The organism is Azohydromonas aeria (assembly GCF_009760915.1).
Lineage (GTDB): Bacteria > Pseudomonadota > Gammaproteobacteria > Burkholderiales > Burkholderiaceae_C > Azohydromonas > Azohydromonas aeria.
The window spans coordinates 1-22477 of record NZ_VIDQ01000047.1 but is presented as its reverse complement, the minus strand read 5'-3'; the positions used below and the strand labels follow the sequence as shown (position 1 = coordinate 22477).

The 22477-nt window shown below is 70.0% G+C and carries 21 protein-coding genes and 1 pseudogene; 10 read left to right on the top strand and 12 right to left on the bottom strand.

Annotated features, from left to right (window positions below; all coding sequences use genetic code 11):
- Nucleotides 1-158: 158 nt before the first annotated feature.
- Complete coding sequence (locus FJ694_RS23280) at nucleotides 159-1361, top strand: NnrS family protein (protein WP_157269711.1); 1203 nt, start codon at nucleotides 159-161, stop codon at nucleotides 1359-1361.
- A 178-nt stretch (nucleotides 1362-1539) separates the two neighbouring features.
- On the opposite strand, the gene FJ694_RS23275 is transcribed toward FJ694_RS23280, so the two are convergent.
- The 6 genes from FJ694_RS23275 to nosZ form a co-directional block, all read right to left on the bottom strand.
- Nucleotides 1540-2061: a nitrous oxide reductase accessory protein NosL gene (locus tag FJ694_RS23275; RefSeq protein ID WP_157269710.1), complete on the bottom strand. Its 522-nt coding sequence runs from the start codon at nucleotides 2059-2061 to the stop codon at nucleotides 1540-1542.
- A complete protein-coding gene (locus FJ694_RS23270) occupies nucleotides 2058-2885 on the bottom strand; it encodes an ABC transporter permease (RefSeq protein WP_157269709.1) in 828 nt (275 codons plus the stop codon). Before FJ694_RS23270 ends, FJ694_RS23275 begins: the two co-directional genes overlap by 4 nt.
- A gap of 15 nt (nucleotides 2886-2900) precedes the next feature.
- Nucleotides 2901-3884 (bottom strand): ABC transporter ATP-binding protein, encoded by a 984-nt coding sequence (locus tag FJ694_RS23265; RefSeq protein ID WP_157269708.1) that lies wholly within the window; start codon nucleotides 3882-3884, stop codon nucleotides 2901-2903.
- A gap of 4 nt (nucleotides 3885-3888) precedes the next feature.
- On the bottom strand, nucleotides 3889-5172 hold the full coding sequence (locus tag FJ694_RS23260) for a nitrous oxide reductase family maturation protein NosD (protein WP_157269707.1): 1284 nt from the start codon (nucleotides 5170-5172) through the stop codon (nucleotides 3889-3891).
- Entirely contained in the window at nucleotides 5169-7364 is a 2196-nt protein-coding gene (locus tag FJ694_RS23255; RefSeq protein WP_157269706.1) for a NosR/NirI family protein, read from the bottom strand. Before FJ694_RS23255 ends, FJ694_RS23260 begins: the two co-directional genes overlap by 4 nt.
- Before the next feature lie 88 nt (nucleotides 7365-7452).
- On the bottom strand, nucleotides 7453-9390 hold the full coding sequence (nosZ, locus tag FJ694_RS23250) for a TAT-dependent nitrous-oxide reductase (RefSeq protein ID WP_157269705.1): 1938 nt from the start codon (nucleotides 9388-9390) through the stop codon (nucleotides 7453-7455).
- A 212-nt stretch (nucleotides 9391-9602) separates the two neighbouring features.
- Between nosZ and FJ694_RS23245 the strand changes: the two genes are divergently transcribed.
- From FJ694_RS23245 to FJ694_RS23210, 8 genes are all read left to right on the top strand, one after another.
- On the top strand, nucleotides 9603-9992 hold the full coding sequence (locus FJ694_RS23245; protein WP_157269704.1) for a c-type cytochrome: 390 nt from the start codon (nucleotides 9603-9605) through the stop codon (nucleotides 9990-9992).
- A gap of 24 nt (nucleotides 9993-10016) precedes the next feature.
- Nucleotides 10017-11096 (top strand): FAD:protein FMN transferase, encoded by a 1080-nt coding sequence (locus tag FJ694_RS23240; RefSeq protein WP_232540186.1) that lies wholly within the window; start codon nucleotides 10017-10019, stop codon nucleotides 11094-11096.
- A 38-nt stretch (nucleotides 11097-11134) separates the two neighbouring features.
- Nucleotides 11135-11671 (top strand): hypothetical protein, encoded by a 537-nt coding sequence (locus FJ694_RS23235; RefSeq protein ID WP_157269703.1) that lies wholly within the window; start codon nucleotides 11135-11137, stop codon nucleotides 11669-11671.
- A 201-nt stretch (nucleotides 11672-11872) separates the two neighbouring features.
- Nucleotides 11873-13948, top strand: coding sequence for a TonB-dependent receptor (locus FJ694_RS23230; protein ID WP_157269702.1), 2076 nt, complete (start codon nucleotides 11873-11875; stop codon nucleotides 13946-13948).
- On the top strand, nucleotides 13948-15081 hold the full coding sequence (locus FJ694_RS23225) for a PepSY-associated TM helix domain-containing protein (protein ID WP_157269701.1): 1134 nt from the start codon (nucleotides 13948-13950) through the stop codon (nucleotides 15079-15081). Before FJ694_RS23230 ends, FJ694_RS23225 begins: the two co-directional genes overlap by 1 nt.
- A 28-nt stretch (nucleotides 15082-15109) precedes the next feature.
- A complete protein-coding gene (locus tag FJ694_RS23220) occupies nucleotides 15110-16108 on the top strand; it encodes a hypothetical protein (protein ID WP_157269700.1) in 999 nt (332 codons plus the stop codon).
- Nucleotides 16105-16959 carry a hypothetical protein gene (locus FJ694_RS23215; RefSeq protein WP_157269699.1) on the top strand — a complete coding sequence of 285 codons (855 nt, stop codon included), beginning with the start codon at nucleotides 16105-16107 and terminating at the stop codon, nucleotides 16957-16959. Before FJ694_RS23220 ends, FJ694_RS23215 begins: the two co-directional genes overlap by 4 nt.
- Before the next feature lie 84 nt (nucleotides 16960-17043).
- Complete coding sequence (locus FJ694_RS23210) at nucleotides 17044-17580, top strand: hypothetical protein (protein ID WP_157269698.1); 537 nt, start codon at nucleotides 17044-17046, stop codon at nucleotides 17578-17580.
- Nucleotides 17581-17615: 35 nt separating this feature from the next.
- On the opposite strand, the gene FJ694_RS38010 is transcribed toward FJ694_RS23210, so the two are convergent.
- The 4 genes and pseudogenes from FJ694_RS38010 to FJ694_RS38005 all read right to left on the bottom strand — a co-directional run.
- Entirely contained in the window at nucleotides 17616-17924 is a 309-nt protein-coding gene (locus tag FJ694_RS38010; protein ID WP_198320953.1) for a topoisomerase DNA-binding C4 zinc finger domain-containing protein, read from the bottom strand.
- 50 nt (nucleotides 17925-17974) lie between these two features.
- Complete coding sequence (locus FJ694_RS37260; RefSeq protein ID WP_232540185.1) at nucleotides 17975-18202, bottom strand: SWIB/MDM2 domain-containing protein; 228 nt, start codon at nucleotides 18200-18202, stop codon at nucleotides 17975-17977.
- Between the two features lie 251 nt (nucleotides 18203-18453).
- On the bottom strand, nucleotides 18454-18708 hold the full coding sequence (locus tag FJ694_RS37255; protein WP_157269697.1) for a hypothetical protein: 255 nt from the start codon (nucleotides 18706-18708) through the stop codon (nucleotides 18454-18456).
- A pseudogene (locus FJ694_RS38005) lies at nucleotides 18635-19240 on the bottom strand (endonuclease/exonuclease/phosphatase family protein); the annotation flags it as partial. The gene FJ694_RS37255 and the pseudogene FJ694_RS38005, both read right to left, overlap by 74 nt.
- Nucleotides 19241-19669: 429 nt before the next feature.
- On the opposite strand from FJ694_RS38005, the gene FJ694_RS23185 reads away from it, so the two are divergent.
- Nucleotides 19670-19987 (top strand): helix-turn-helix domain-containing protein, encoded by a 318-nt coding sequence (locus FJ694_RS23185; RefSeq protein ID WP_310735061.1) that lies wholly within the window; start codon nucleotides 19670-19672, stop codon nucleotides 19985-19987.
- 258 nt (nucleotides 19988-20245) lie between these two features.
- Here FJ694_RS23185 and FJ694_RS23180 read toward each other — a convergent pair whose 3' ends face one another.
- Entirely contained in the window at nucleotides 20246-21949 is a 1704-nt protein-coding gene (locus FJ694_RS23180; protein ID WP_157269694.1) for a site-specific integrase, read from the bottom strand.
- Between the two features lie 68 nt (nucleotides 21950-22017).
- Nucleotides 22018-22290: a hypothetical protein gene (locus tag FJ694_RS23175; protein WP_157269693.1), complete on the bottom strand. Its 273-nt coding sequence runs from the start codon at nucleotides 22288-22290 to the stop codon at nucleotides 22018-22020.
- Between the last annotated feature and the right edge of the window lie 187 nt (nucleotides 22291-22477).

The following is a 22477-nucleotide window of genomic DNA, read 5'->3' as shown; positions in this document are numbered from 1 at the left end:
ACCCATGCCGGTCCACCCAGACCCGGAAAAGGCCGCCGTGACCAGGTCGTGGGACGAAGTCGCCGTGGCCCGGGTGCCTTCAGCGCTGGCCGGCACGCCGGCTGACGCGGCGCAAAACCCCGACTCCGGCAAGCTGCCAGCCTCGCGCAGTGACTGCCGTGACCCCCTCCAAAGCTGACTCCGGCTGGCATCCGCGCCGGCTGCTCGACGCGCCGCACCGCCTGGGCTTCGCTGCCGGCGGCCTGATGCTCGCTGCCACCGCGCTGTGGTGGGCGTGTCGGCTGCTGGGGCTGCAGTTCGGACCCGACGCCGTGCCGGCGCCGGTGGCGCACGCGCTGGCCCTGACCTGGGGCTTCATGCCGCTCTTCATGGCCGGCTTCCTGTTCACCGCCGGCCCGCGCTGGCTGCAGCGTCCGGCCGTGTCGGCACGCGAGCTGCTGCCTGCCATCGGCGCGCAACTGGCGGGCTGGCTGGTCCTCGCCCTGGCGCTCACCGGTGGCGGCCGGCAAGGTCCATTGCTGGCCGGCATGGGCCTGGCGCTGGTGGCCGCAGGCTGGAACCACCTGGTGCTGCGCTTTTGGCGGCTGCTGCGCGCCTCCACCGTAGAGGACCGGCTCCACGCCCGCGTGGCGCTCGCGGCCTGCATGCTGCTGGCGTTGCTGCTCCATGCCACGGTGGCCGCGCTGGTGGCCCAGGCATGGACGTACTCGCTGGCTCTGGCGCGCGTGGCGCTGTGGGGCGGCATCGGCGTGGTCTACGCCGCGGTGCTGCACCGCATGATTCCCTTCTTCGGCAACGCCGCGCCGCGGCTGGATGCGCGCTGGCCGAGCTGGCTGCTATGGGCCATGGCGGGCGTGCTGGCCGCCCAGGGCCTGGTGGAGGGCGCCACGATGCTGGCCGCCGCGCCCTGGCCGCCGCTGGCCCAGGCGCTGCGCGCGGCCGGGCAGGGCGCGGCCGGCCTGGGTGTGCTGGCGCTGGCTTGGCGCTGGAGCCAGATGCAGAGCCTGCGCCAGCGCCTGCTGGCCATGCTGCACCGCGGATTCGCGTGGCTAGGCGTTGCGTTGCTGCTGGCGGCCGCGTCGCAGCCCGCGGCGGCACTGCACGCCTACGCCCTAGGCTTCCTGGGCTCGCTGCTTCTGGCCATGGCCGCTCGCGTGGTGTGCGGCCATTCGGGCCGCGCCGTGGTGGCCGATGGGCCGCTGTGGGCGCTGTTCCAGGCACTGCAATTCGCAGTGCTGGCGCGCGTGGGCGCGGCGCTGTGGCCGGCGCTGTCGCCCTGGCTGTTGCCGCTGGCCGCGGCCGCCTGGGCCGCCGTGGCGCTGGGCTGGGGGCTGCGCTACGGCCGCCCAAGCCTCGCCTAATTTCTGAGCGAGCAACATTCGAGCAACGGTGCTTGTGCACGATGCGCGCCGACACCGAACCCCTTTCAGGGCGGACCGCAGGCCGGGACGACTACTCCTCCCCTCCATGCCGTATTTCCCGGTCCGCGCAGCGCAAGCTGCCGCCCTTTTTCTTCCAGCCGGGCCGCGGCGCGCGGGCTTACATGTGCTTGTCGTGCGACGACCCGCCGCCCAGGTCGGCCATCTCCGGCTTGACCTCGGCAAACTTGTAGACCTTGCCGCCGAACTCGGCGGCGAACTTGTGGGCGTCGCCTTCAGCAGCGAAGCTGGCAAAGGTCGGCCCCATCGAGCCGTGGCGCTTGCTGCCCGCCACGTAGAAGCCGCTCCTGGCATCGAACCAATGGCCGCGCGGCTGCTCCCAGTCGGCCTTGGCCATGTCCTGCACCAGCACCGCGCGCACGCCGCGCACCTGCTCGGGTTTGAGCAGGGCGGAGAACATCTCGACGGTGTCGCAGAAGAACACCGGTGCAGCCGCATCCTTGTAGAAGACCTGTGCCTTGGGGCCGGCGTAGTCGGCCAGCAGCATGCCGTCGAAGTCGCAGGTGGTGGCCGGGTCGATCTCCACCGCCTTCACGGCGGCGGCATCGTCCTTGCAGCCCCACAGGGCGACGGCGGGCGCCGCGCAGGCGGCAAGCAGAAGAGTTCGGCGACGAGGGTTCATGGACGGAATCTCCAGGTGGCAATCGACAGCGGCGCGGCAATCCAGCCCAGCATCACCAGCGCCATCAGCCAGGGCTTGGCCAGCGCCTGCGGGACGATGCTGGTCAGGCCGTAGAGCGTGCGTACGTCGTCGAGGGAAAACACATTGAGGATGCGGAACACGTCCGCGGGGTTGAGCAGCAGCGCCAGTGCGAACCAGTCGCCGCCGCTCTCGCCGCCAGTGACCACCAGCAGCCCCAGCAGCAGCAGGTCGAAGACCAGCACGAAGAAGAACCACAGCGCGATGGCCAGGCCCGAGGCCCGGGTGCGGTCGCCGGCGAGCACCGACAGCATCACCGCCAGGCTCAGAAACACCAGGCCCAGCAGCACCGAGCTGCCCATGAAGTTGAGGTAAGGCGCCAGCGCTGCCGTACCCACCTGCGAGCCCAGCAGCAGTGCCACCAGCCCGAAGCCCACGACCGTGGACAACGTCAGCGCCGCTGCCAGCCCCAGGTACTTGCCCAGCAGCAGCTCCAGCCGCGTGATGGGCAGCGCCAACAGCAGGTCCAGCGAGCCGCGCTCGCGCTCGCCCACGATGGCGTCGAAGCCCAGCAGCAGCGCGATCAACGGGATCAAATAGATCACTAGGCTGACCAAGCTGGTGATGGTGAACTCGATTGAGCGCAGCCCCACCGCGCCCTGCTGCGCGCCGCCGAAGTAGGCGATGACGAGCGCGAACACCGTGAACACCAGCGCCACCGCCAGCACCCAGCGGTTGCGCAGCCGGTCGCGCAGCTCCTTGTGGGCGATGGTCAGCACCTGCCCGATCTCGAAACTGAGTGCCATGGCTATTTGCTCCCCTCAATGCGCCAGGCCGAAGAACACGTCTTCGAGCGAGGGCTCGTGCAACTGCACGTCCAGCACCGCGCCGCCCAGGCCGGACAGCGCCGCCAGCACGGCCATCTTGCGGTCGCGCGGGCAACGGAATTGCGCCTGCAGCCCGGTCCAGCGCATGTCCTCGATGCCCAGCCCGGCCAGCGCCACGCGCACCGCGGCAAGGCCCGATTCGGTGACGCTGAGCTCCAGCCTCAGCGGCAGCGCCAGGGACGAGCGCAGCGCGCTCACGCTGCCCTGGGCGCGCACGCGGCCGGCGGCCAGGATGGCGAGCCGGTCCACGCGCTCCTGCAGTTCGGCCAGGATGTGCGAGGTGATGATCATCGTCACCCCTTCGGCGCGCAGCTCGCGCAACGTGGCGTGGAAGTCGCGGATCGCCTCCGGATCCAGGCCGGTGGTGGGCTCGTCCAGGAACAGCACCTGCGGCCGCCCGAGCAGCGCCTGCGCGAAGCCCAGGCGCTGGCGCATGCCCTTGCTGTACTCGCGCACCGCGCGCTGCCCGGCGTGGGCCAAGCCCACGCGCTCCAGCACCGGGGCGCATTCGCTCTGCGGCGCGCCCTTGAGCCGGGCCATGAAGCGCAGCGTCTCCAGGCCGCTGAGGTTGTCGTAGAGCACCACGTTCTCGGGCAGGTAGCCGATGCCGCGGCGCACGGCGCGGAAGTCGCGCCCGGACACCGGCGCGCCCTGGATGCGGATCTCGCCCGCGCTCGGCACGATGAGCCCCAGCATCATCTTGAACAGCGTGCTCTTGCCCGCGCCGTTGTGGCCGATCAGGCCGAACAGCTCGCCGCGGCGCACGTCCAGGCTCACGCCGTCCACGGCGCGCAGCGCGCCGTACTGTTTCACGACGTTGCGCAGCGTGACGGCGCAGTCGCCGGCCGGAATCGCAGCATCGCCGTCAGGCAGCGTGTCGGCGCCGCGCGCGGCATGGCCGGGTGCGAAGGACGCCATGGGCTCAAGGCTCAGTGGAAGAGGGAGAGGGCTTTGCATTCCATTCATTCCAGTTCGGGTGCGACGCTCGCATGCGCGGCTTGGGGTCCACCACGCCGGGCGCGCGCAGCAGCGGGAACTGCTGGCTCACCAGGCGCAGCGCCTGCACCGCGGGGCTGGCCAGCAGCAGCCGCGCCGCGGGGTGCCGCCACACCAGGCGGTCCACCAGGTCGTTGGCCTCGTAGCGCACGTCGCCGTGGCCGTTGCCGTCGCGGTCCCAACCCAGGTAGTTGCTCCAGTAATTGCCGCTCCCGGCGCCCCAGGTCTCGTCCCTGGCGCCGACGTAGCGCACCTGCTCGCGGTTGGCGACGAAGTCGTTGCCCTCGACCTGGTTGCGGGTGGAGCCGGCCGAGAGGTGTACGCCGACCTGGTTGTTGACCACCAGGTTGCCCTTGAGTTGGGCGTACTCCACGTCGTAGATGAAGAAGCCGCGCGCGTTGCCGGCGACCACGTTGTTCTCGATCACGGAGTCCTGCAGCGTGCGCAGCATGATCCCGTGGTCGGAATTGCCCCAGGCGCGGTTGTTGCGCACGACTTGGTCGCGCACCTCCATCAGCGCCAGGCCGCCGCGGTTGCGGTAGCTGTCGTTGTCCTCCCACAGGTTGTGGTAGGAGTTCATGTAGTGCGTGCCGTAGCGGCTGTGGTGCAGCCGGTTGCCGCGGAACACGGCGTGGTGCGAGACGTCCACGTACAGCGCGTCGCGCACGAAGCTGATGTGGTTGCCGATGATGCGCGCGCCCTTGGTGTCGTAGAGCTGCACGCCGTTGCCGCGCTGCGCCGAGCCGTACTCGCGCTTGCCCACGATCAGGTTGTGCTCGACGCGCACGTCGTCGGCCTTCTGGATCCACAGCCCGAACAAGTTGTAGACCAGGTCGCAGCGCAGCACCGCCGCCCGGTGCGAGCCCGGAGTGATATAGATGCCCGCGTTCTGCTTGAGCAGGCTGTCGCCGGAGTCGCGCACGATCAGGCCTTCGATGGTCACGTCCGGCGCGGTGACGCGGATGGTGTCGCCCTGCATGCCGCCGCTGAGCGTGGGGCGGCGCAGCCCACGCAGCGTCAGCGGCTTGTCGATGAGCAGGTTGCCGGCGTATCGGCCACGCTCGACCTGCACCACGTCGCCGGCGGCGGCGCGGTCGATCACGGGCTGGATGGCCTCGCCCGGACGCACTGTCCAGGTCGCGGCCTGCAGCGCCAGCGGCAGCAGCAGGGCCAGCAGCGCCGGCAGGCGGCGCAGGGCGGGCGCCTTCATGCCTGGGTCTCCACCGGGGTCGTGGGCCGTTGCGGCTGCACCGGCACCGGGACGATCGGAATGAAACGGCCGTCGCGGCCGATCGGCGTCAGTGGCAGGCCCTCGCGCTCGCGGCGCTTTCGCTCCTTGGCCAGCGGCGGGCAGCCGTGGGTGTCGGTGTAGAGCACCATGCAGTCCAGGCACAGCAGGCATTCGCGCTGGTCGATGCGGCCTTGCGCGTCGATCGCCTGCGCACCGCAGCCCACGGCGCAGGCTTTGCAACTGGTGCACTCGGGCTTGCGGCGCAGCCCGAACAGCCGCCACGTGGTGGGGAGCGCCAGCGATGCGCCCAGCGGGCACAGGTACTTGCAGAACGGGCGCTCGATGAAGATCGACAACCCCAACAGCCCCGCGGCGAACAGCGTGTACGGCCAGCTGCGCTGGAACCAGCCGACCAGGAAGGTGGTTTTGAACGGCTCCACCTCGGCCAGCTTCTCGGCCAGGCCCATCGAGAACAGCGACACGGCGAGCAGCCCGGCGAACACGCCGTACTTCAGCCACTTCAGCCTGTCGTGCAGCCGCTTCGGCAGCTTGCGCTGGAAGCGCTTGAGGCCCAGCGCCTGGCCCAGCTTGAACAGCGCCTCCGACAAGGAGCCGAAGGGGCACAGCCAGCCGCAGAACAGGCCCCGGCCCCACAGCAGCACGGTGGCGGCGATGAAGATCCAGAACAGGAAGATGAACGGGTCGCTCAGGAACAGCGACCAGCGCCAATCGGCCAGCGAGTGCAGCAGCGTGAGCACCTGCGTCACCGAGGGCTGCGCCATCGCGCCGAAGCCCACAAGGCCGATGCTGATGGCCCAGGCCGGGTATTTGAAGACGTTGACCGGCCACTTGTTCCTGTGCGTGGCGCGGCGCGTGAGCCGGTCGCGCTGCGAGTACACCGCGGCCACGGCCAGCAGGAAGGCGGCGAACAGGCCGATCTCCACCGCGCGCGCCTTCCACACCCGCATCCACGGCGCGGCGGGCTCCTCGACCACCGGGCGGCCGCCTTGCAGGGCCGAGGCCGGCAGCCAGTAGGGCGCCTCGAAGTTGGCGAAGCTGCGCGTGCCGGTGGCGCGGTCCACGCGGTTGCCCAGGAAACCGAGTTTCCACGGGTACGCCGCCGAGAACGCCGGCGAGCGCACGATGAACAGTGCCGACTCGTCGTAGCGCGGCGCGCCGGCGGCGGCCAGGCCGTACAGGGGCAGGTAGTCCAGGTCGCGGAAGGTGAAGGTGTCCAGGCCCTGGCGCACCAGCACGCGGTCGTAGATGCCGCCGCGCACGAAGCCCGAGCCCTTGAAGGACTCGACGCCGCCGCTGCGGATGACGAAGAGCGCCTGCTCGCCCGGCCGGAGCTGCTCCATCAGCCGCTGCCAGCCCGCGTTGCCCAGCAGCGAGCGGCCCACGTCGGGCGCATTGAGCAGCCCGAACCACAGCTCGATGAACGGTGCGTTGCCGTTCTTCTCCAGCCCGACCTGTTCCGGGCTGACCACCAGGCGTTGCACCGCGCCGCTGGCCGCAAGCGCGGCCCAGTCGGAGGTGCGGCCGGTGTCGGTGAACTTCGCCGGCGGGCGCACCGTCGGCGCCAGGATGCCGGTCTGGCGCGCCACCGCGGCGCCCGAGGTCATCATGACCTGGTTCTGCGCGATCACGGTGACGGTGGCGCCGGAGATGGCGTCCAGTCCGATCACGTCCTCATCGGGGCGCGAGCGGCCGACTTCGATGTTGTCGCCGACGAATTTCCCGAGGTACTGGTCGTTGAACTTCGTCAGCGCGGATTCGGGGATGCCCAGCAGCAGGATGGGCTCGGAGTGCTTGAGCACCTTCACGCCGGTGAAGCGGCCCTTCACGTCCATGCCGATGAGCGTGACCACCGGCTTGCCCGAGTAGGCGGGCGTGTCGGTGATGTCGGTGGACAGCATCACGTAGCCCAGCAGCTTGGGCTTGCCCTTGTCGTCGGCGTAGGCCTCGACGTAGGGCGGCTGGCCCTTGCGCTCGGAAAACGAGGTCGCGCCGGGAAAGACCTCGGCGCAGGGCGCGAAGTCGCACAGCTTTGGGCCGTGGATGCCCTCGGGCAGCGCGGCTTCGTAGGCGGTGGAGGCCCACAGCGGCGCGGCGCCGAGCAGTGCGGCGGCCAGCGCGCCCAGGCGCAGCAGGAGGGACAGCAGGGTCATGGGGAAATGGGGCGGGCCCTGAGAGCCGGAAAGGCCCGCGCGCCGGGCCGGGGCCTGTGGCCCGGCCGCGGTGCGCGGGGGACCGTCGTCAGGCCTCGACGATCATGCGGGTGCGCATCTCCAGGTGCAGCGCGTGGCAGAAGTGGGTGCAGTAGCACCAGTACACGCCCGGCTTGCCCGCGGTGAAGGTGACCGACTTGGTCTCCTGCGGGTTGACGATGAAGTTGACGTTGTGGTTCGGGATCGCGAAGCCGTGCGTCAGGTCCTCGACCTTGTCGAGGTTGGTCAGGATCAGCGTCACCTCGTCACCGGAGTTGACCTTGAACTCGCGCAGGCTGAAGGCCGGGGCCAGCGAGGTCATGCGGATGGTGACCTTCTTGCCGTTGCGCGTGATGCTCGTGTCTTTCGGGTCCTTGACCGCCTGCGGGTGGTCGTCGAGGTTGTAGACCTGCTTGGGCTTGATGACGTCGCGGCGGAAGATGATGAAGTCGTGCGGCTCGCCGCGCACCGGGTGGTCGGCCACCAGCGCCATCTTCTCGCCGGAGATGTCGATGAGCTGCTCGTTCTCCGGGTGCAGCGGGCCCACGGGCAGGAAGCGGTCCTTGGAGAACTTGCAGCCCACGGCGAGCCACTTGCCGTCGGCCTTGGCGGTCTCGGAGTGCGAGGCGTTGACGTGGCCGGGCTGGTACTGCACGTCCACGCGGTCCACCACGTACTTGGCGTTCTTGTCGCCGTTGTGGAAGGCAATGGCCTTGTCCACGTTCCACTTCACCACCTGGCTGTCCAGGAACAGCGTGGTGTAGGCGTTGCCGCGGCCGTCGAAGGCGGTGTGCAACGGGCCCAGGCCCAGCTCGACCTCGGCGACGATGGCCTGGTCGGCCTTCTCCAGCTTGCCCTCGAAGTAGTCGAGCACCTTGTTGAGTTCGATCACGGTGGCCGTGGGCGAGAGCTTGCCGGCACAGATGAAGTACTTGCCGTCCGGGCTGGCGTTCACGCCGTGCGGGTTCTTGGGCACGCTGATGTAGGCCGTCAGCGCCGTCTTGGGGTCGGCGTTGGCCTCGCGCGTGCCGTCCACCACGGGTACCTTGGAACCGCCGATGGTCTTGAACTTGCCGTCCTTCACCGCCGCCTCGATGCGCGCCACGTTGAAGAACAGGCAGGCGTCGCGCTCGGCGGACATCATGTCCTCATACTTGGCGCCGCCTTCGACGTTGTACTGGTTGGTGGCGGCGAGCTTGCCGTCGTAGGACGTGGCGGCGAGGTCGCAGTTGCCGTCGATGAGCACCTGCCAGCGCACTTCCATGGTCTCCGCATCGACGCAGGAGAACATGGAGCGGTACTTCTCGGGCTTGTCGAGGTCGCCGCTGCCCAGCGGGATGTGGAACTCGGCGCCGCAGAACACGCGCGTGGTGTGGTTGATGGCAGGGTCCACCGGGTCGCGCTTGTCCGGGAAGATGCCGTGGAAGCCCTGCACGTTGGGCAACTCGGTGATCTTGTCGCAGGTGAAGGTGTCGAGCCGGATGCGCGCCAGGCGGGAGTTGATCTTGTCGTTGATCCAGGCGTAGCGGCCGTCGTAGTCGCCGTCCTTGTACGAGGCGTGCGTGTGGTGGCTGTCGGCCACCGTGTACTTCAGGCTGCCGTCGGGCTTGCGGCCCATGATGTCCTTGGACTCGTTGGTGATGCCCCAGCCCACCAGCGCGTCGGGCACGAAGCAGGGGATGCGCGTGATCTCGCGGCCCGAGGGCAGGCCCAGCACGCGCATGTCGCCGGTGTGGCCGCCGCTCCAGAGGCCGTAGTAGCTGTCGAGTTCGCCGGGCTTGAGGTGGATGTTGCCGGCGCCTTCGCCGGGGTTGGGCTGCGCGTGCGGGGCCGGGGCGGCGGCCGTGGCCGGCGCGGAAGCGGGCTTGTCGCCGCAGGCGGCCAGGCCCACGCCGGCCAAGCCGGCAGCGGCGGTGTTCAGGAAGCGGCGCCGGGCCAGGCCGGTGGTTTCGGTTGCCGCGATTTTGTTTTTCACGCCCAAGTCCATGGATATTTCCTTAAACCAGTTCAAGTTTTTGCTGCATGGCCGGGTTCGATGAATTTTCTGGGTCGGCGCCAGCCAACTGCGCGGGGTGAATGATTGGAAAGTATGGTGGCTGGCGGTTTGCGCTGGATCAAGCCCCATCAAAAGCGTCTGGAAAGGTTTTTCATTGCGCTCCTAGAATTTCGCATCGCAACTGTGGATATGCAGGTCCCATCATGAACCGAATTACCCTTTCCCTCGCGCTGGTTTCCCTTGGTCTGATGGCCGCCTGCGGCAAGCAGGAGCCGGCAGCCGCGCCGCAGGCCACGCCCGCGGCCGCCACGGCCACCACCCCAGTGGCCGCGCCGGAGAACGCGCTGGGCAAGAAGGTTTACGGCTCCACCTGCGCCATGTGCCACAGCGCAGGCGTGGCCGGCGCGCCCAAGCCCGGCGACAAGGCCGACTGGGGAACACGCACCGCCCAGGGCATGGAGACGGTCTACAAGCACGCCATCGAGGGCTTCAACGGCGCCAAGGGCCAGATGCCGGCCAAGGGCGGCAACGCCGCGCTCAAGGACGACGAGGTCAAGGCCGCCGTCGATTACATGGTGGCGCAGTCGCGCTGAGCCCAGGCAAAAGATTTTTTCCTTATGCAGCGCCAACTTGCACGCCTCGGCGACGATCGAGCGGCTATCGTGGACCGGGCCGGCGCATCCCGGCGCCGGCTGCTGCTGGGCGCCGCCGCGGCGGCGGCCGGCGGCTGCGTCGCGGCTTGGCCGCTGCGCGCCGAGGCCGCGCGCCTGGAGCCGGCACGGCTGCGCGACTCGCGCGCGCTGATGGGCACCCGTGTGGACGTTGCCGTGCAGTCGCCCGACGCGGCGCTGCTGCGTCCGGCCGTGGACGCTGCCTTCGCGCGCATGGCCGCGCTGGCGGCCGAGATGAGCCACTACGACCCCACCAGTCGCGTCAGCGCCATCGGCCTGGCCGCGGGGCTGCAGCCGGTGCCTATTTCCAAGGAACTATTGACAGTCCTGGAAATGGCCCGCTCGGTATCCGTTGGCAGTGGCGGCGCTTTCGACGTCACGGTTGGCACGGTCGGTCGGTGGCATTTTGGTCCTGAAAATCCACAAATGCCGGTGCCGGCCTACATATCCAGTCGCCTGCCGGCGGTGGGATATAAGCAATTGGTAGTAGATACTCGGAACGATACCGCGTACCTGCCGCGCCGTGGTATGCGCCTGGATTTGGGTGGCATTGCCAAGCTGTATATCCTTGAACAAGGGTTAGACATATTGCGTGGCCACGGCATCGAGTCCGCGTTGATCAATGGCGGAGGCGACGTGCTGGCGCTGGCGCCCGACGCAGCGCCGGCCTGGCGCGTGGGCATGCGCGACCCGCGCGCGCCCGAGCGGCTGCTGGGCGTGGTGGCATTGCGGCGCGGCTTTGTCGCCTCCTCGGGCGACTACGAGCGCTGCTTCGAGCGCGACGGCCGGCGCTACCACCACGTGCTCGACCCGAAAACCGGCTACCCGGCGCGGGGGCCGCACGGCGTGACGCTGGTCGGCGAGACGCTGGAGGCCGTCAACGGCATCGGCGCCGCCGCCATGGTGCTGGGCCGTGACGCGCCACCGCTTTTCCGCCACAGCGGCGCGGAAGCGTTGATCGCGCACCGCGACGGCAGCTTGTGGTCGACGGCCGGCATGAAGTCGCGGCTGTCGCGGGCCGGCTGAATGCCGTGGCCCAACGCATACCCACCACAATCCAGTTTATGAACCTGGCGCAGCGTGGCACCCATCGGCACCAGGCCCGCGGCCTGGCACGCTGGCTGGTGCACCTCGCCATCGTGGCGCTGCTGCTCAAGGCTGCCATGCCGCTGCTGGCCAGCGCCGCGGCCGGGTTGCGTGGCGTGCCGGTGGCCGAGGTGTGCGACGTGTACGGCGTGGCCCTGGCCGCGCCGAAGGGCGCCCACGCGCACGACGCCCATGGCAGCCACGGCGGCCATGCCGGCCATGCCGGCCATGCCGAGCATGAAGCCCATGAACACTACGCCGCCCTGGCGCAGGCGGCGGAGCCGGAGGCCGGGTCTGGCCATCACGGCTCCGACACCGGCGGCGCCCGCCATGGCGAGCACTGCGCACTGGGCGCGCTGGCGGCGCTGGCCTTGTCGCCCTTTGACGCGGTGGCCGTCCCGGCCGCCGTGCCCTGGCAGGGCGCCGCCTTGCCGGCCGCCGCGGCCGCCGCGCCGCGGGACTGCTGCGCGATCTGGGTCGCGCGGCTGAAGCACGGGCCCCCACTGCGCGCCTGACCGGATGCGCCGCGCGGTCCGCTCGCCTGAAGCGGGCCGGTGCCGGCGCACTCACGTCCGTCCGCCATTGCGCCGCGACGCGCCGCATCGCGTCGTGGCGCCGGACGGCTCCAAGTCCCTGGAACACCTGCCGCGGTCCCTTGCCATGACAAGACATGACAAGAGGAAGCGCGGGTGCCTTCCATCGCGCAGTGCCTACCCATGAAACGCAGACCCTTCCGCCCCGTGCGCACGCCCGTCGCGCTGGCGCTTCTCGCCCTGTTCTCGGCCGCCGTGCTGGCGCAGTCCGGTGTCCCCGCCGCATCCGACCCGCCGCCCGCCGCGGTGTCCGGCGGCGAATCCAGCCTGGAGCTGGGCCGCGTCACCGTCACCGAGCGGCGCCAGGGCCCCTTGCGTTCGCGCAGCCTGCTGACCTCGGTGGACGTGGTGCAGGGCGAGACGCTGCAGGGCCAGAGCGCGCAGTCCACCTGGGAGCTGTTCCAGCTCAGCCCGGGCACCCTGCTCACCAACTACAACCAGGGCACGACGTCGGGCAAGGTCTCGATGCGCGGCTTCAACGGCGAGGGCGAGGTCAACGCCGTGAAGCTGCTGGTGGACGGCATCCCGTCAAACAGCAACGACGGCAACATGCCCTACCTGGACGCCGTGTTCCCGCTGGAGCTGCAGGCCATCGAGACCGTGCGCGGCACCAACGATGCCCGCTACGGGCTGCACAACATCGCCGGCAACGTCAGCCTGGTCACGCGCCAGGGCGGCAACGAGACGCTGGGCCGCGTGGGCCTCGGGTCGTTCAACAACCGCGAGCTGCAGGCCGCGCAGGGCATCGAGCAGGGCGCCTGGGCCCAAAACTACTTCTTTGGCTACAAGAACAGCGACGGCTGGCGCGACCATGCCGACAGCCGCAAATTCGTCCTTGCCGGCAAGTGGTTCTACACGGCCGAGGGCGGCGGCTGGCGGGCGGGCGTGACGGCGCGGCACCTCGAGCACCGCGCTGACGAGCCGGGCTACCTGACCGAGGCCGACGCCCGCGCGACGCCGCGGCGCAGCCATGCCTTCGTCGCCACCGACGGCGGCGAGCGCCGCATCGGCCAGCTCAGCGTGCAGGCCGAAGGCACGGCCGGGCGCGACCTGAGCTGGAGCACGCTGGCGTACGTGAACCGCTTCGACGACACGCGCTGGGTGCGCTTCTCGGCCGGGGTGGCGCAGCAGGAGCGCATCGCCGAGGAAACGCACCGCGGCGCGCGCGCCACGCTGAGCTGGCGCCCGAGGGTACAGGCGCTGCACGAGTTCGCACTGGAAAGCGGCATCGACACCGAGCAGCAGCGCAACCGCAGCGACCGCTGGCTCAGCGCTGGCCGTGTGCGCACGAGCCAGACCCGCGACCAGGATTTCACGTTCGACACCTACGGCGCCTACGTGCAGGGCGTGCTGCGCCCGGTGGCCAGCGCGAAGCTGGTGCCGGCGTTGCGCGTCGATGCAGTGCGCGGCCACCTCGACAACGGTCTCGACGGCGCGCGTTACGAGATCAACGACTACGGCACCATCCGGCAGCCCAAGCTCAGCATGGTGTGGACGCCCGCCGAGGGCCAGGCCCTCTACGCCAACTGGGGCCGCACCTTCCAGCTCGGCGTGGGCGCCGGCGCCTACAAGGTGCCCCCGCGCGTGACGGACCTGCGCCCGTCCCTCAACGACGGCTGGGAGTTGGGCTGGAAGTTCCAGCCCGCGCCATGGCTGGAAGGCCGCCTGGCGCGCTGGGCGCAGGCGGCCTCCGACGAGGTCAAGCGCAACCTGAACTCGCCCACGGGCGACTCGGACAACCTGGGCAGGACGCGGCGCCAGGGCGTGGACCTGCAGCTCACGCTGCGCCCGGCCGACACGGTGCAGGCCTGGGTCGCGCTGACGCGGCAGGAGGCGCTCATCGTCGAGCCCGACCCGGCCGCGCCGGCCACGCGCGGCAAGGAGATCGACCACGTGCCACGCCACGTCTTCAATGCCGGCATCGACTGGAACGCCACGCCCGAGCTGAAGCTCTCGGCCTGGGCGCAAGGGCAGGGCGACTACTTCATCGAGCGCGAGAACGCGCGCGGGCGCTTCGGCGGCTACACGCTGCTCAACGTCGGCGCGACCTGGGCCTTCAGCGACCGCTGGCGCCTGGAGGCGCAGGTGCGCAACGTCACCGACCGCTTCAGCGAATACGTGTGGTGGGACGGCACGCAGTCGCTGCACTCGCCCGGCACGCCACGCGCGTTGTTCGTGGCGCTGAGCGCGAGCCTGTGATGACGCGCAAGGCGCTGCGCGCGGCCTGGTTGCGGCTGCACCGCTGGCTGGGGCTGGGCCTGGGGGCCTGGCTCGTGCTGCTGGGGCTCAGCGGCAGCGTGCTGGTGTTCTACGTCGAGATCGAGCCCTGGTTCGACGCCCGCGTGGCGCCGCGCCCGGCCGAGCGGCCCGTGTCCATCGAGGCGGTGTTCCAGGCGCTGCAGGCCGCGCACCCCGAGCGCGGCGGCGGCTGGCGCATCGAGCTGCCGGCGCCGGGGCAGGCGCTGGTGACGGCCCGCTACCTCAAGCCCCAGGAGCGCGAGGGCCACGCCTTCGCGCCGCTGCTCGTGAGCGTGGACGCCAACACCCATGAAGTCGTGGCCAGCCGCTTCTGGGGCGAGACGGCGATGACCTGGCTCTACGACCTGCATTACGCGCTGCTGCTGGACCTGCCCGGGCGCCGCGCGGTGGCGCTGGTGGGCGTGGCGCTGGCGCTGTCGCTGCTCAGCGGGCTGTGGCTGTGGTGGCCCGCGCCGGGGCGCTGGCGCCAGGCGCTGGCCTTCAAGCGCGAGGCGAGCGCGCCGCGGCGCGTGTACGACCTGCACAAGTGGAGCGGCCTGCTGGCGCTGCCGCTGCTGCTGGTGCTGGGCGTGACGGGCAGCGTGCTGGCCTGGCCGCAGCTGCACGCGCCCTGGGTGAACCTGCTGGGCGCGCCGGCGGCGCAGCGCACGCCGCTCTCGCGCTCCGACCCGGCCGGCCCACGGCTGCCGGTGGACGCCGTGCTGGCGCAGGTGCAGGCGCAGTTTCCGCAGACGCAGCCGCGCTGGATCGACGTGCCGGGCGCGGCTGAGCCGGCGGCCGCCTACCGGCTGCGCGTGCGCTGGCCGGGCGAGCCGGGCGACCGCTTTCCGGCGGGCGTGGTGTGGGCGGACGCGCGCAGCGGCGCCGTGCTGGCCGCGCGGGTGCCGGCGGCGCTGCGCGGCGCGGACAAGTTCAACCAGTGGCTGCACCCGCTGCACAGCGGCGAGGCCTTCGGGCTGGCCGGGCGCATCGTCGTCTTCGCCTCCGGGCTGCTGCCGCTGGCGCTGGCGGTCACGGGACTGCTGCGCTGGGGGCACAAGCGGCGGGCGGCGGCAAGGCAGCGCCAACGCTGATAGAGGTCAGGGCAAGCGATACTGGGCAATGGAGACGGGCATCCGCTTCTGTGTCGGGGTCGTTGCGCGCAACATAGCGCGCATGGCTCTCCGGGGCTGGCTCCATCACAATTGCCGGATGGAAACCACTGTCGAGAGCCGGGAGGCTGCGCTGCAGCGCTACCTGGACACAGGTGACTACAACGAAGCGCCGCGCTGGGCAGGTACGAGTTTGCTGGAGGCTGCGCGCAATGCCAATGCGTTCCTGCGCGAGGGCCTGATTGCGCACACCTTGGCGCGGCTGGCGTCACGTCCAGTGCCAGTGCTGCCGCTGGCGGCCGATCTGGCGCCATGGGTGCGCGGCAAGGTCTCGCCGATGGTCGAAGGCCTGTTTCCTGCGACCGAGCGTGGCGCCGTGCTGGCGCTGCTGGAGCGCTCGGTCGTCTTCGTCGGGCCGGGCAACGTCGAGTCGGTCCTGCGCTCCACGTACTGGCCCCACACCGCCTGGTCGCTGGCCAACATGGTCCTGGCCGCCGCAGGGTGTGAGCCGCTCTCGGGCGACGGCTCGGCTTGCCTGGGCTTGAGCGAGGAGACCACCTGCTACGTCAGCCAGGCGTATTTCGCCGAGGGCGATCCCTTTGCCGACTTCGTCGTGCACGAAGCCGCGCACGTCTTCCACAACTGCAAGCGGGCCACTGTCGGGCTGCCTGAGACCCGACTGCGCGAGTGGCTGCTGGACATCGACTTCCGCCGACGCGAGACCTTCGCCTACGCCTGCGAGGCCTACAGTCGCATCCGGGTGATGGGCAACACGCCGGCGCGCCGCCTCCAGGCGCTGCAAGAGCATGCCCAGGGGACGCTGCCCGGCAACCGCGTGGTGAACGTCACGGAGTACCTGGACATCCTGGACGAGGCGGCGAGGGCGCGCAACGGATGGAAGGTCATCCTGCGGCGGTGCGCGCCAGCCAGGAGAACGGGTAGGGTGACCGGCAGCGTATTGGCCGACGCGCCTGAAGTGTTCACCAAGCCTGTGCCGCCACTGCCATGAGCGTTGTCGGCGTGGACGAGGGCGGCGGCAATCTGGAGCCGCTGCCCGAGGGACAGGAGCGGCTGCGGCTGCAGTCGTTCCTGCATGGGCTGCCGGCGTCGGTGCTCGCCGAGAAGCTGATGCAGATGGCCGACAGCAACTTCGAGATCGAGCGCGAGCTGCAGTGCTGGCGCCGGGCCAGCTTGGTGGTGTGCGACCCGGCCGAGCTCGAGGCCATCGTTGGCGGGATGCTGAGGCCGGGGCCCCGTTACATCCAGCTCGGGGAAGGCCGGGAGTACGTGCGCCGCGGTGAGGCCGTGCTGCCGCTGCTGCGTCAGACCTGTGCCCGTGACGCCCAGGCGGCCGTGACGCTGGGCGGCCACGCGCTGCGCCGCGCGTGGGAGCTGTCGCAGGAGGCCGACGACTCCTATGGCGAGTTCGGCGAGCTGTGCCAGGCCATCGGCGCCGAGTGGCTGCGCTGTCTCCAAGTGGCCGGGACGCAGCCGGCGGCATTCGGCCAAACCTACCTGCAACTGGTGCTCGACGACCCGTGCGAGAGCTTCGACACCAAGGCCGCCGAGGCAGCCATGGGCGACGCAGCGTGCCAGGAGATGCGCCAGGCCCTGCAGCAGCGCTGGCGCGCAGCCAAGGACGCGCTGCGGCTGGAGCTCGAGCGGTGGGAAGAGAAGCAGGCGCGCCGCAAGGGCCGCTACGCAGGTCCGCCGCCACGGCCCGACAGCACCCTGTCGCAGTTGCAGCGGCTGCACCGCGAGCAGCTTGAAGCAGCGGGCGACATCGACGGCACACTGGCCATGCTGCGCGAGGACCTTTCCAGGCCTGACGCACACGCGTGCGTGATCGGCTTCCTGTAGCGCCATGGCTGCCACGCCGAGGCACTGCTGCAGGCCGAGGAGGGCTGTCGCGCATTCCCGGACGACGCCCGCCTTCAGCAGGCGTTGCTGCGCTGCCTGGAGCACGCAGGCCGCACCGACGAGGCGCTGGGGCTGCGGCGGCGCCTGTTCGAGAGCCGACCCAGCCTGGAGGCGTTCCAGGCACTGCTCGAGGCGGCCACCAGGGCGGGACACGACGTCGTGGCACTGCGCGAAGAGGTACTGGGCTGGGTGCAGGTTCAGGAAGCCAGCGGCGGCCGGCTTGATGGCGACGTCACGCTGCGCGCGCAGGTGCTGTGCGCCGAACAGCGCTGGAGCGAAGCGGCACAGCTGGTGCAGCCCGGGGTCAGCTGCTCGGCGCCCACCCTGCGCACCATCGCGCTGAATCTGGGCGCCGAGGAGCGGGACACGGCAGCAGCGCTTCTCATGCGCGTGCTTGACGCTGCAATGCGGGGGGCCGCCAGTCCTTACCGGATGGAGCTGCAACTGGTTGCGGAGATTGCGCAGCGCATGCACGCACCGCAGCGGGCCGTCTGGCTGGCGCATCTGCGCAAGGTGTACGCGGGCAAGCGGAACTTCCTCAACGGGCTGCCGATGCGCTGAAGGCTTGGCGCCGGTTGCCTGGATGCCGCCAGGCGCTACGCGGTTCCAGGTCCGCTGTACGGGTCCGCGATTCCCCGAGGCGGCTGCTCTTGCAGCCCCGAGCCGAGATCCCGCGTGAAGCGGCACTGCGGGTAGCTGCTGCAGCCCAGGAACGGACCGTGTCGACTCGCACGGTGCCTGAGACAGCCTGTAGCGCATCGCGGGCAAGGCTCACCGGACGGTGCGGCCGCCCTTGTCGAGAACGGTCGCGAGGTCAGGGCCGTGCCGACCAGACTCTGAGCGCCTGTTGCCGGGCAAATGATGGCGGCGTGACAGCGCCTGGCTAACGACAATGTGCTTCGCACGGCAGCCGGTCCTGTCGAGCCGACAGGCAGCCGCTGCAGCGCCCGCGGCTTCAGGCCAGGTGCTTTCCCACCAGCCCGGTCATCTCGAACATCGTCACCTCGTCCTTGCCCATGACGGCCTTCAGCGCGTCATTGCAAAGGATGTTGCGCTTGTTGGCGGGATTCTGCAGGTTGTGCTGCTTGATGTAGTCCCACAGCCGCTTGGTGACCTCGGTGCGGGGCAGGGGCTCGGCGCCGACGATGGCCGCCAGTGCGGGGCTGGGCTTCAGCGTCTTCATGAAGGCGCTGTTCTTCTGGCTTGAGGTTTCGGCCACGGTGGTACTTGTGCAATGGAAACGGGCGAGCATACCGGGTCGGCCGTAACGGCTGCGAGGCTGCATTCCATCGCGTCGTGACGCCGACCCTTGTTCTCCTATTTCGCAACAGGCAACCTGCGGCAGTGCTGCAAGACCCGGCCGCGACAGGGCTGCCGCTGCGGGCGTAACCTCCCTGGACTCATGTCGCCCGCCTGCTTGCACGGCAAGCCGTCTCACGACCACGTCAGCTCGACCAGGACACCGTCCCTGTCGCTGATGCGATGGCCATCCACCACGCTGGGCACGGTTTCGAGCCGGCAGCCGAGCCCGGCCAGTTCCGCGAATGCCACGTGATCCAGGATGGGGCGCTGGCTGTCGTGTGCCTGGGAGCCTGACGTCTCGTCGGCGGTCAGGGATTTCGCCCCGGCATCGGCCAGACCCTGCAGGATGGCGAGCCGGGCGTCCACCGTGCCGTAGTGCGCCGACATGTCCTGAGCTAGCGTTGAAGTCGCCGGCCACGCACAGCAGGTGGTCGGGATGCTGCTGGCGCAGCCGCAGCCGCAGCCGCAGCCATTCGGCACGCTGGCATTGCACGATCGCATGGTGTCGCTGCCAGGCCAGTCCCTGGCGCTGCACCGCGCCACCACGGGCGTGGGTCATGGCGGTGCCGCACACCAGCAGCGGCCTCTCCAGGGGTGGCGGCTGCAGTCGCACCGCGACGGTCGACGCCGCATCCTCGGTGGCCATGGAATCCAGCGCGTACCGGGACCAGACGATGACGCGATGCTCGCCGGCGTGATGGAGCTCGACACCGGGCACGGTGCGGCAGGCATGCCCGTGCGGTGGCACGTTGGCATCGTGAGCCTCGGTCAGCACCCACAAGTCCGCATCGAGGCGACGCAGGACCTCCAGTTGTCCGGGAATGCGGGTACGGTGAAACGCGCCGGAGCGCCCGAGGTTCCAGGTGCCGATCCGCAGTGACGCCAACGATGTCTCTGCCTTTGCATCTTCGTCCCGCACACCATGGACGCAGCTGCGCACGTGTTGCCAAACAGCTTCTTGCGGCTGCACGGCAAATCTCGCCCCTGCAGTCCACTTCGCGTCACTTGCTCATTCGCTGGCCGCGGCCTGGGCAAGCACCGGCGCCTGTGAGAGGCACCTTCGGACCTCCCGGAACCTGGTCGGTACCGGACTCATTGGCGTAGCGGGCCCCTTGGCTGGCGTCATGCTCGCAGCGACGGGCTGTTGGCGCCATCGGCGTGTCCATCACCTGTCCCGTCCGGCCGTAGAAGCGCCTGCTGCGGCCGACGGCCGTGGTGGCATCAATCTGGCGTCGTGTCTGGTTCAGTCATGGTCGGCCGCTGCCATCAGCGGCTGCTCTTGACCTGACCAACAGGCATAGTTCAATTATGAGTCCATCTGTTCGCGCGTTAAGTACAAATATAGTTTATGCCTCGTGCTCCAAAGATGACTCGTGACCTGCCGTCAGCCATCACCAGAGCACTGGCCGCACTGGGAGCCAACCTGCGCCTGGCGCGGGAACGCCGCGGCATGACGATCCGTGACCTGGCTGCGCAGATCAACGCCTCGGCCCCCACGATCATCAGCATGGAACGCGGCGAGGCCTCGGTGTCCATGGCCATCTATGCCGCGGCGCTGCATTTCTACGAGCGGCTGGAGTGGCTGCCGGATCTCGTCGATCCCCAGTTCGACCGGGAAGCTCTGCGCATCGAGCTCGCCGGCATCAGGCCAAGACCCCGGCGCTGAGGCATCGCAGAGGCCATGCGCCCATGCCGTGGGCCGTTACAGGGAACTCCCGGCGCCAGCATCGGGTCAAGAGGAGATGCCACCGCGCATGTCGCGTCCTCACCGCTCTCGGGGGTCTCGTACTACTTCGCAATTTTGGTGCGCTTTGCCTGAAAAATTCATTGCGCATCAACAACTTGCGAAATCCTGTATACACCGCTGCCGCGCGCACAGGCGTAAAAATGGTGCGCTTCGGCTGAGCAGCGCGCAGCGCGCTGCTCAGCTCTGCGGGGTACTGAAGGCCGCCGCCATCTCGCGCGCTCGTTTGGTGTCGTCGCCGTGCAGGTAGGTCGAGGTGGTGGAGATCGAGGCGTGGCGCAGGTTGTCGCGCACGGTGGTGAGTTCGGCGCCGCGCTCCAGGGCATGGGTGGCATGGGTGTGCCGTGTCCAGTGCGGGCTGGCCCGGCGCAGCTTCTCGGCCAGCTGCGGGTTATCGGCCTCGATGACGTTGGCAGCCGTGGCGAAGAAGCGCCGCATCAGCGCCCACAGGCGCGCCGTCGTGATGCCGCCGGCCTCGTCGGCCAAACGTCCCACCAACGGTGTTTCGGGCGACCACCGCGTAGGCGTCAAGGGCAACCCGCGCTGCACCAGGTAGCGCTCCAGCGCGGTGAGGGCTAGCGGCGGCAGAGCCACCTTGCCGGCCTTGGCGCCCTTGCCCACGAGGTGCAGCCACGATTCCTGCCGCGCGTCGGTCTCGATGGCGCCCAGCGTGGCGCCCACCAGCTCGCTGGCACGCAGGCCCGTGGCGTAGGCGAAGTCCAGCACGAAGCGCAGCCGCTGCGCCGCCGGCGCGCTCCAGCCGTACGACCACTCCAGCCCGTCAGCGACGACGCGCAGCAGCCGCCACTCCGCTTGCGAGAAGCCGCGGCCGGCGTCCAGCGGCGCCGTCGATGAGGCGCCGCGCACCTTCATGCCGGCAAACGGGTTGGCCAGCACGTAGCGCTGCTCGACCAGCCAACGGAACAGGGCGCCCAGCACCGACACCGTGTACTTGATGGAGCGCGCCGACAGCGCTCCGGCGAAGGGCTGCCACTCCGGCGAATGCCGTGGCCGCGGCGGTCCGATCCAGCGCGCGGCAGGCGCGGGCCGGCGCAGGAAGGCGCGGTAGGCGGTGGCGTCCTCGGTGGCCAGCGAAGACAGCGCTTTGCCCCGCTCCAGCACCGCCCAAAGGATGAGGCGCTCGGCTTCCTTCCTGTAGGCGCGGCGCGTGGCCTCGGATTCGTGGCGCTCCAGCCAGGCCTGCACGGCGGCATAGTCGTCGCGGGCGTCGAGCGCGCAGCTATCGCGCGGGGCACGGAAGCGCCCCTGCGAGCCGTCGAGCTCCTGCGGCAGCGTAATGCGCTCCCATGGCCGGACGTCCAAAGCCGGCACCGCCACCAGCGCGCGGGCGCGCTCGGTGAGCTCGGGGTGCGTGGCGAAGAAACCCTCCACCTGGCGCGCGCCCGTGGCGCCCAGCCCGGGCACGGCCGTCCACCAGCGCCGGCGGCGCGGCACCCGCAGCGTCAGCGCCGCCAGCGTGTCGATGCCCGAGGCCTGCAGTGTGGCGGTGATGCGCGTGGGCAGCCATCGCTCCACCCGGTCGCCGATGAGCGGCTGCGGCGGCGGCAGGGTCCGCAGCGTCTCGATGGCCTGCGCCACGGCGCGGGCGTGGGCCGCGTCACCGCGGTGCTCCATGGCGAAGGTCTCGGCCAGGTCCGGCCGCTGGCGCGAGCGCGCCACGCGCTGCAGCTGGCGCCGGATACCGCCGAGCACGCCGCGCGCCGATGCGCTGTCAACTAAATCCTGCGGCAGGTATTGGTTGACCGCGGCACGCGCTGACAGCCCTTCGTGCCAGGCGCGCAGCGCTGCCAGCGCGGCGGCGTCGGGCAGCCCATTGGCTGCGGCCAAGGTGTCGCTCTTTTTGCCGGACGCGTGTTTGCTCATCCCGGCATGCTATGGCGATAACAATAGTTATCGCCATAGCAGCGCTAGGCAGGCAAGCTGGCGGGCTGTCAATGCATGCGCTGCGCGGCTGCGTCGAGAAGGTACTGCCGGGTCAGGGCGTTGATGAGGCGTGCCGCTGCCCAGAAGCCCAGGAGGTCGCGCGCGCGGTCGATGCAGACGTGCAGCGTGCGCAGGGCCTCGCCGTCGCAGGGCTGCGGATCAACGGCCATGGCGCCCAGGCGCGGGCGGTGAGCCTGGGCACCGTAGAGCCTGGCGTGCTGGCGCACCCCCGCGCGCAGCGCCTCGATGGCCTGGCCTGGTGTGGCGCCCAGCGCCTGCATGGCCACGTTGCAGTGGCGAGCGACGATGGCGTCGGTGCAGCGGAAGACCCAGAAGTGCGGCCGTACTGGGGGTGGACGGACTCCGCGTGCAAAAAGGTGCGCTTTCGGCCTACGGAAGCTGATATAGGGTTCTTACTTATTTGTCGGTCATTACAGCGGCGGCGCACCGCGATGGCTGGCTGTCCCC

What these genes read in the sequence shown, in the direction of transcription:
- FJ694_RS23220 (WP_157269700.1), top strand. Translation starts at nt 15,110, where the DNA reads ATGGAGACGGGCATCCGCTTCTGTGTCGGGGTCGTTGCGCGCAACATA.
- FJ694_RS23235 (WP_157269703.1), top strand. Translation starts at nt 11,135, where the DNA reads ATGAACCTGGCGCAGCGTGGCACCCATCGGCACCAGGCCCGCGGCCTG.
- FJ694_RS23175 (WP_157269693.1), bottom strand. Translation starts at nt 22,290, where the DNA reads ATGCAGGCGCTGGGCGCCACACCAGGCCAGGCCATCGAGGCGCTGCGC.
- FJ694_RS23255 (WP_157269706.1), bottom strand. Translation starts at nt 7,364, where the DNA reads ATGACCCTGCTGTCCCTCCTGCTGCGCCTGGGCGCGCTGGCCGCCGCA.
- FJ694_RS23270 (WP_157269709.1), bottom strand. Translation starts at nt 2,885, where the DNA reads ATGGCACTCAGTTTCGAGATCGGGCAGGTGCTGACCATCGCCCACAAG.
- FJ694_RS23240 (WP_232540186.1), top strand. Translation starts at nt 10,017, where the DNA reads ATGCAGCGCCAACTTGCACGCCTCGGCGACGATCGAGCGGCTATCGTG.
- FJ694_RS23180 (WP_157269694.1), bottom strand. Translation starts at nt 21,949, where the DNA reads ATGAGCAAACACGCGTCCGGCAAAAAGAGCGACACCTTGGCCGCAGCC.
- FJ694_RS23225 (WP_157269701.1), top strand. Translation starts at nt 13,948, where the DNA reads ATGACGCGCAAGGCGCTGCGCGCGGCCTGGTTGCGGCTGCACCGCTGG.
- FJ694_RS23275 (WP_157269710.1), bottom strand. Translation starts at nt 2,061, where the DNA reads ATGAACCCTCGTCGCCGAACTCTTCTGCTTGCCGCCTGCGCGGCGCCC.
- FJ694_RS37255 (WP_157269697.1), bottom strand. Translation starts at nt 18,708, where the DNA reads ATGTCGGCGCACTACGGCACGGTGGACGCCCGGCTCGCCATCCTGCAG.
- nosZ (WP_157269705.1), bottom strand. Translation starts at nt 9,390, where the DNA reads ATGGACTTGGGCGTGAAAAACAAAATCGCGGCAACCGAAACCACCGGC.
- FJ694_RS23260 (WP_157269707.1), bottom strand. Translation starts at nt 5,172, where the DNA reads ATGAAGGCGCCCGCCCTGCGCCGCCTGCCGGCGCTGCTGGCCCTGCTG.
- FJ694_RS37260 (WP_232540185.1), bottom strand. Translation starts at nt 18,202, where the DNA reads ATGAAGACGCTGAAGCCCAGCCCCGCACTGGCGGCCATCGTCGGCGCC.
- FJ694_RS23245 (WP_157269704.1), top strand. Translation starts at nt 9,603, where the DNA reads ATGAACCGAATTACCCTTTCCCTCGCGCTGGTTTCCCTTGGTCTGATG.
- FJ694_RS23185 (WP_310735061.1), top strand. Translation starts at nt 19,670, where the DNA reads ATGCCTCGTGCTCCAAAGATGACTCGTGACCTGCCGTCAGCCATCACC.
- FJ694_RS23215 (WP_157269699.1), top strand. Translation starts at nt 16,105, where the DNA reads ATGAGCGTTGTCGGCGTGGACGAGGGCGGCGGCAATCTGGAGCCGCTG.
- FJ694_RS23265 (WP_157269708.1), bottom strand. Translation starts at nt 3,884, where the DNA reads ATGGCGTCCTTCGCACCCGGCCATGCCGCGCGCGGCGCCGACACGCTG.
- FJ694_RS23230 (WP_157269702.1), top strand. Translation starts at nt 11,873, where the DNA reads ATGAAACGCAGACCCTTCCGCCCCGTGCGCACGCCCGTCGCGCTGGCG.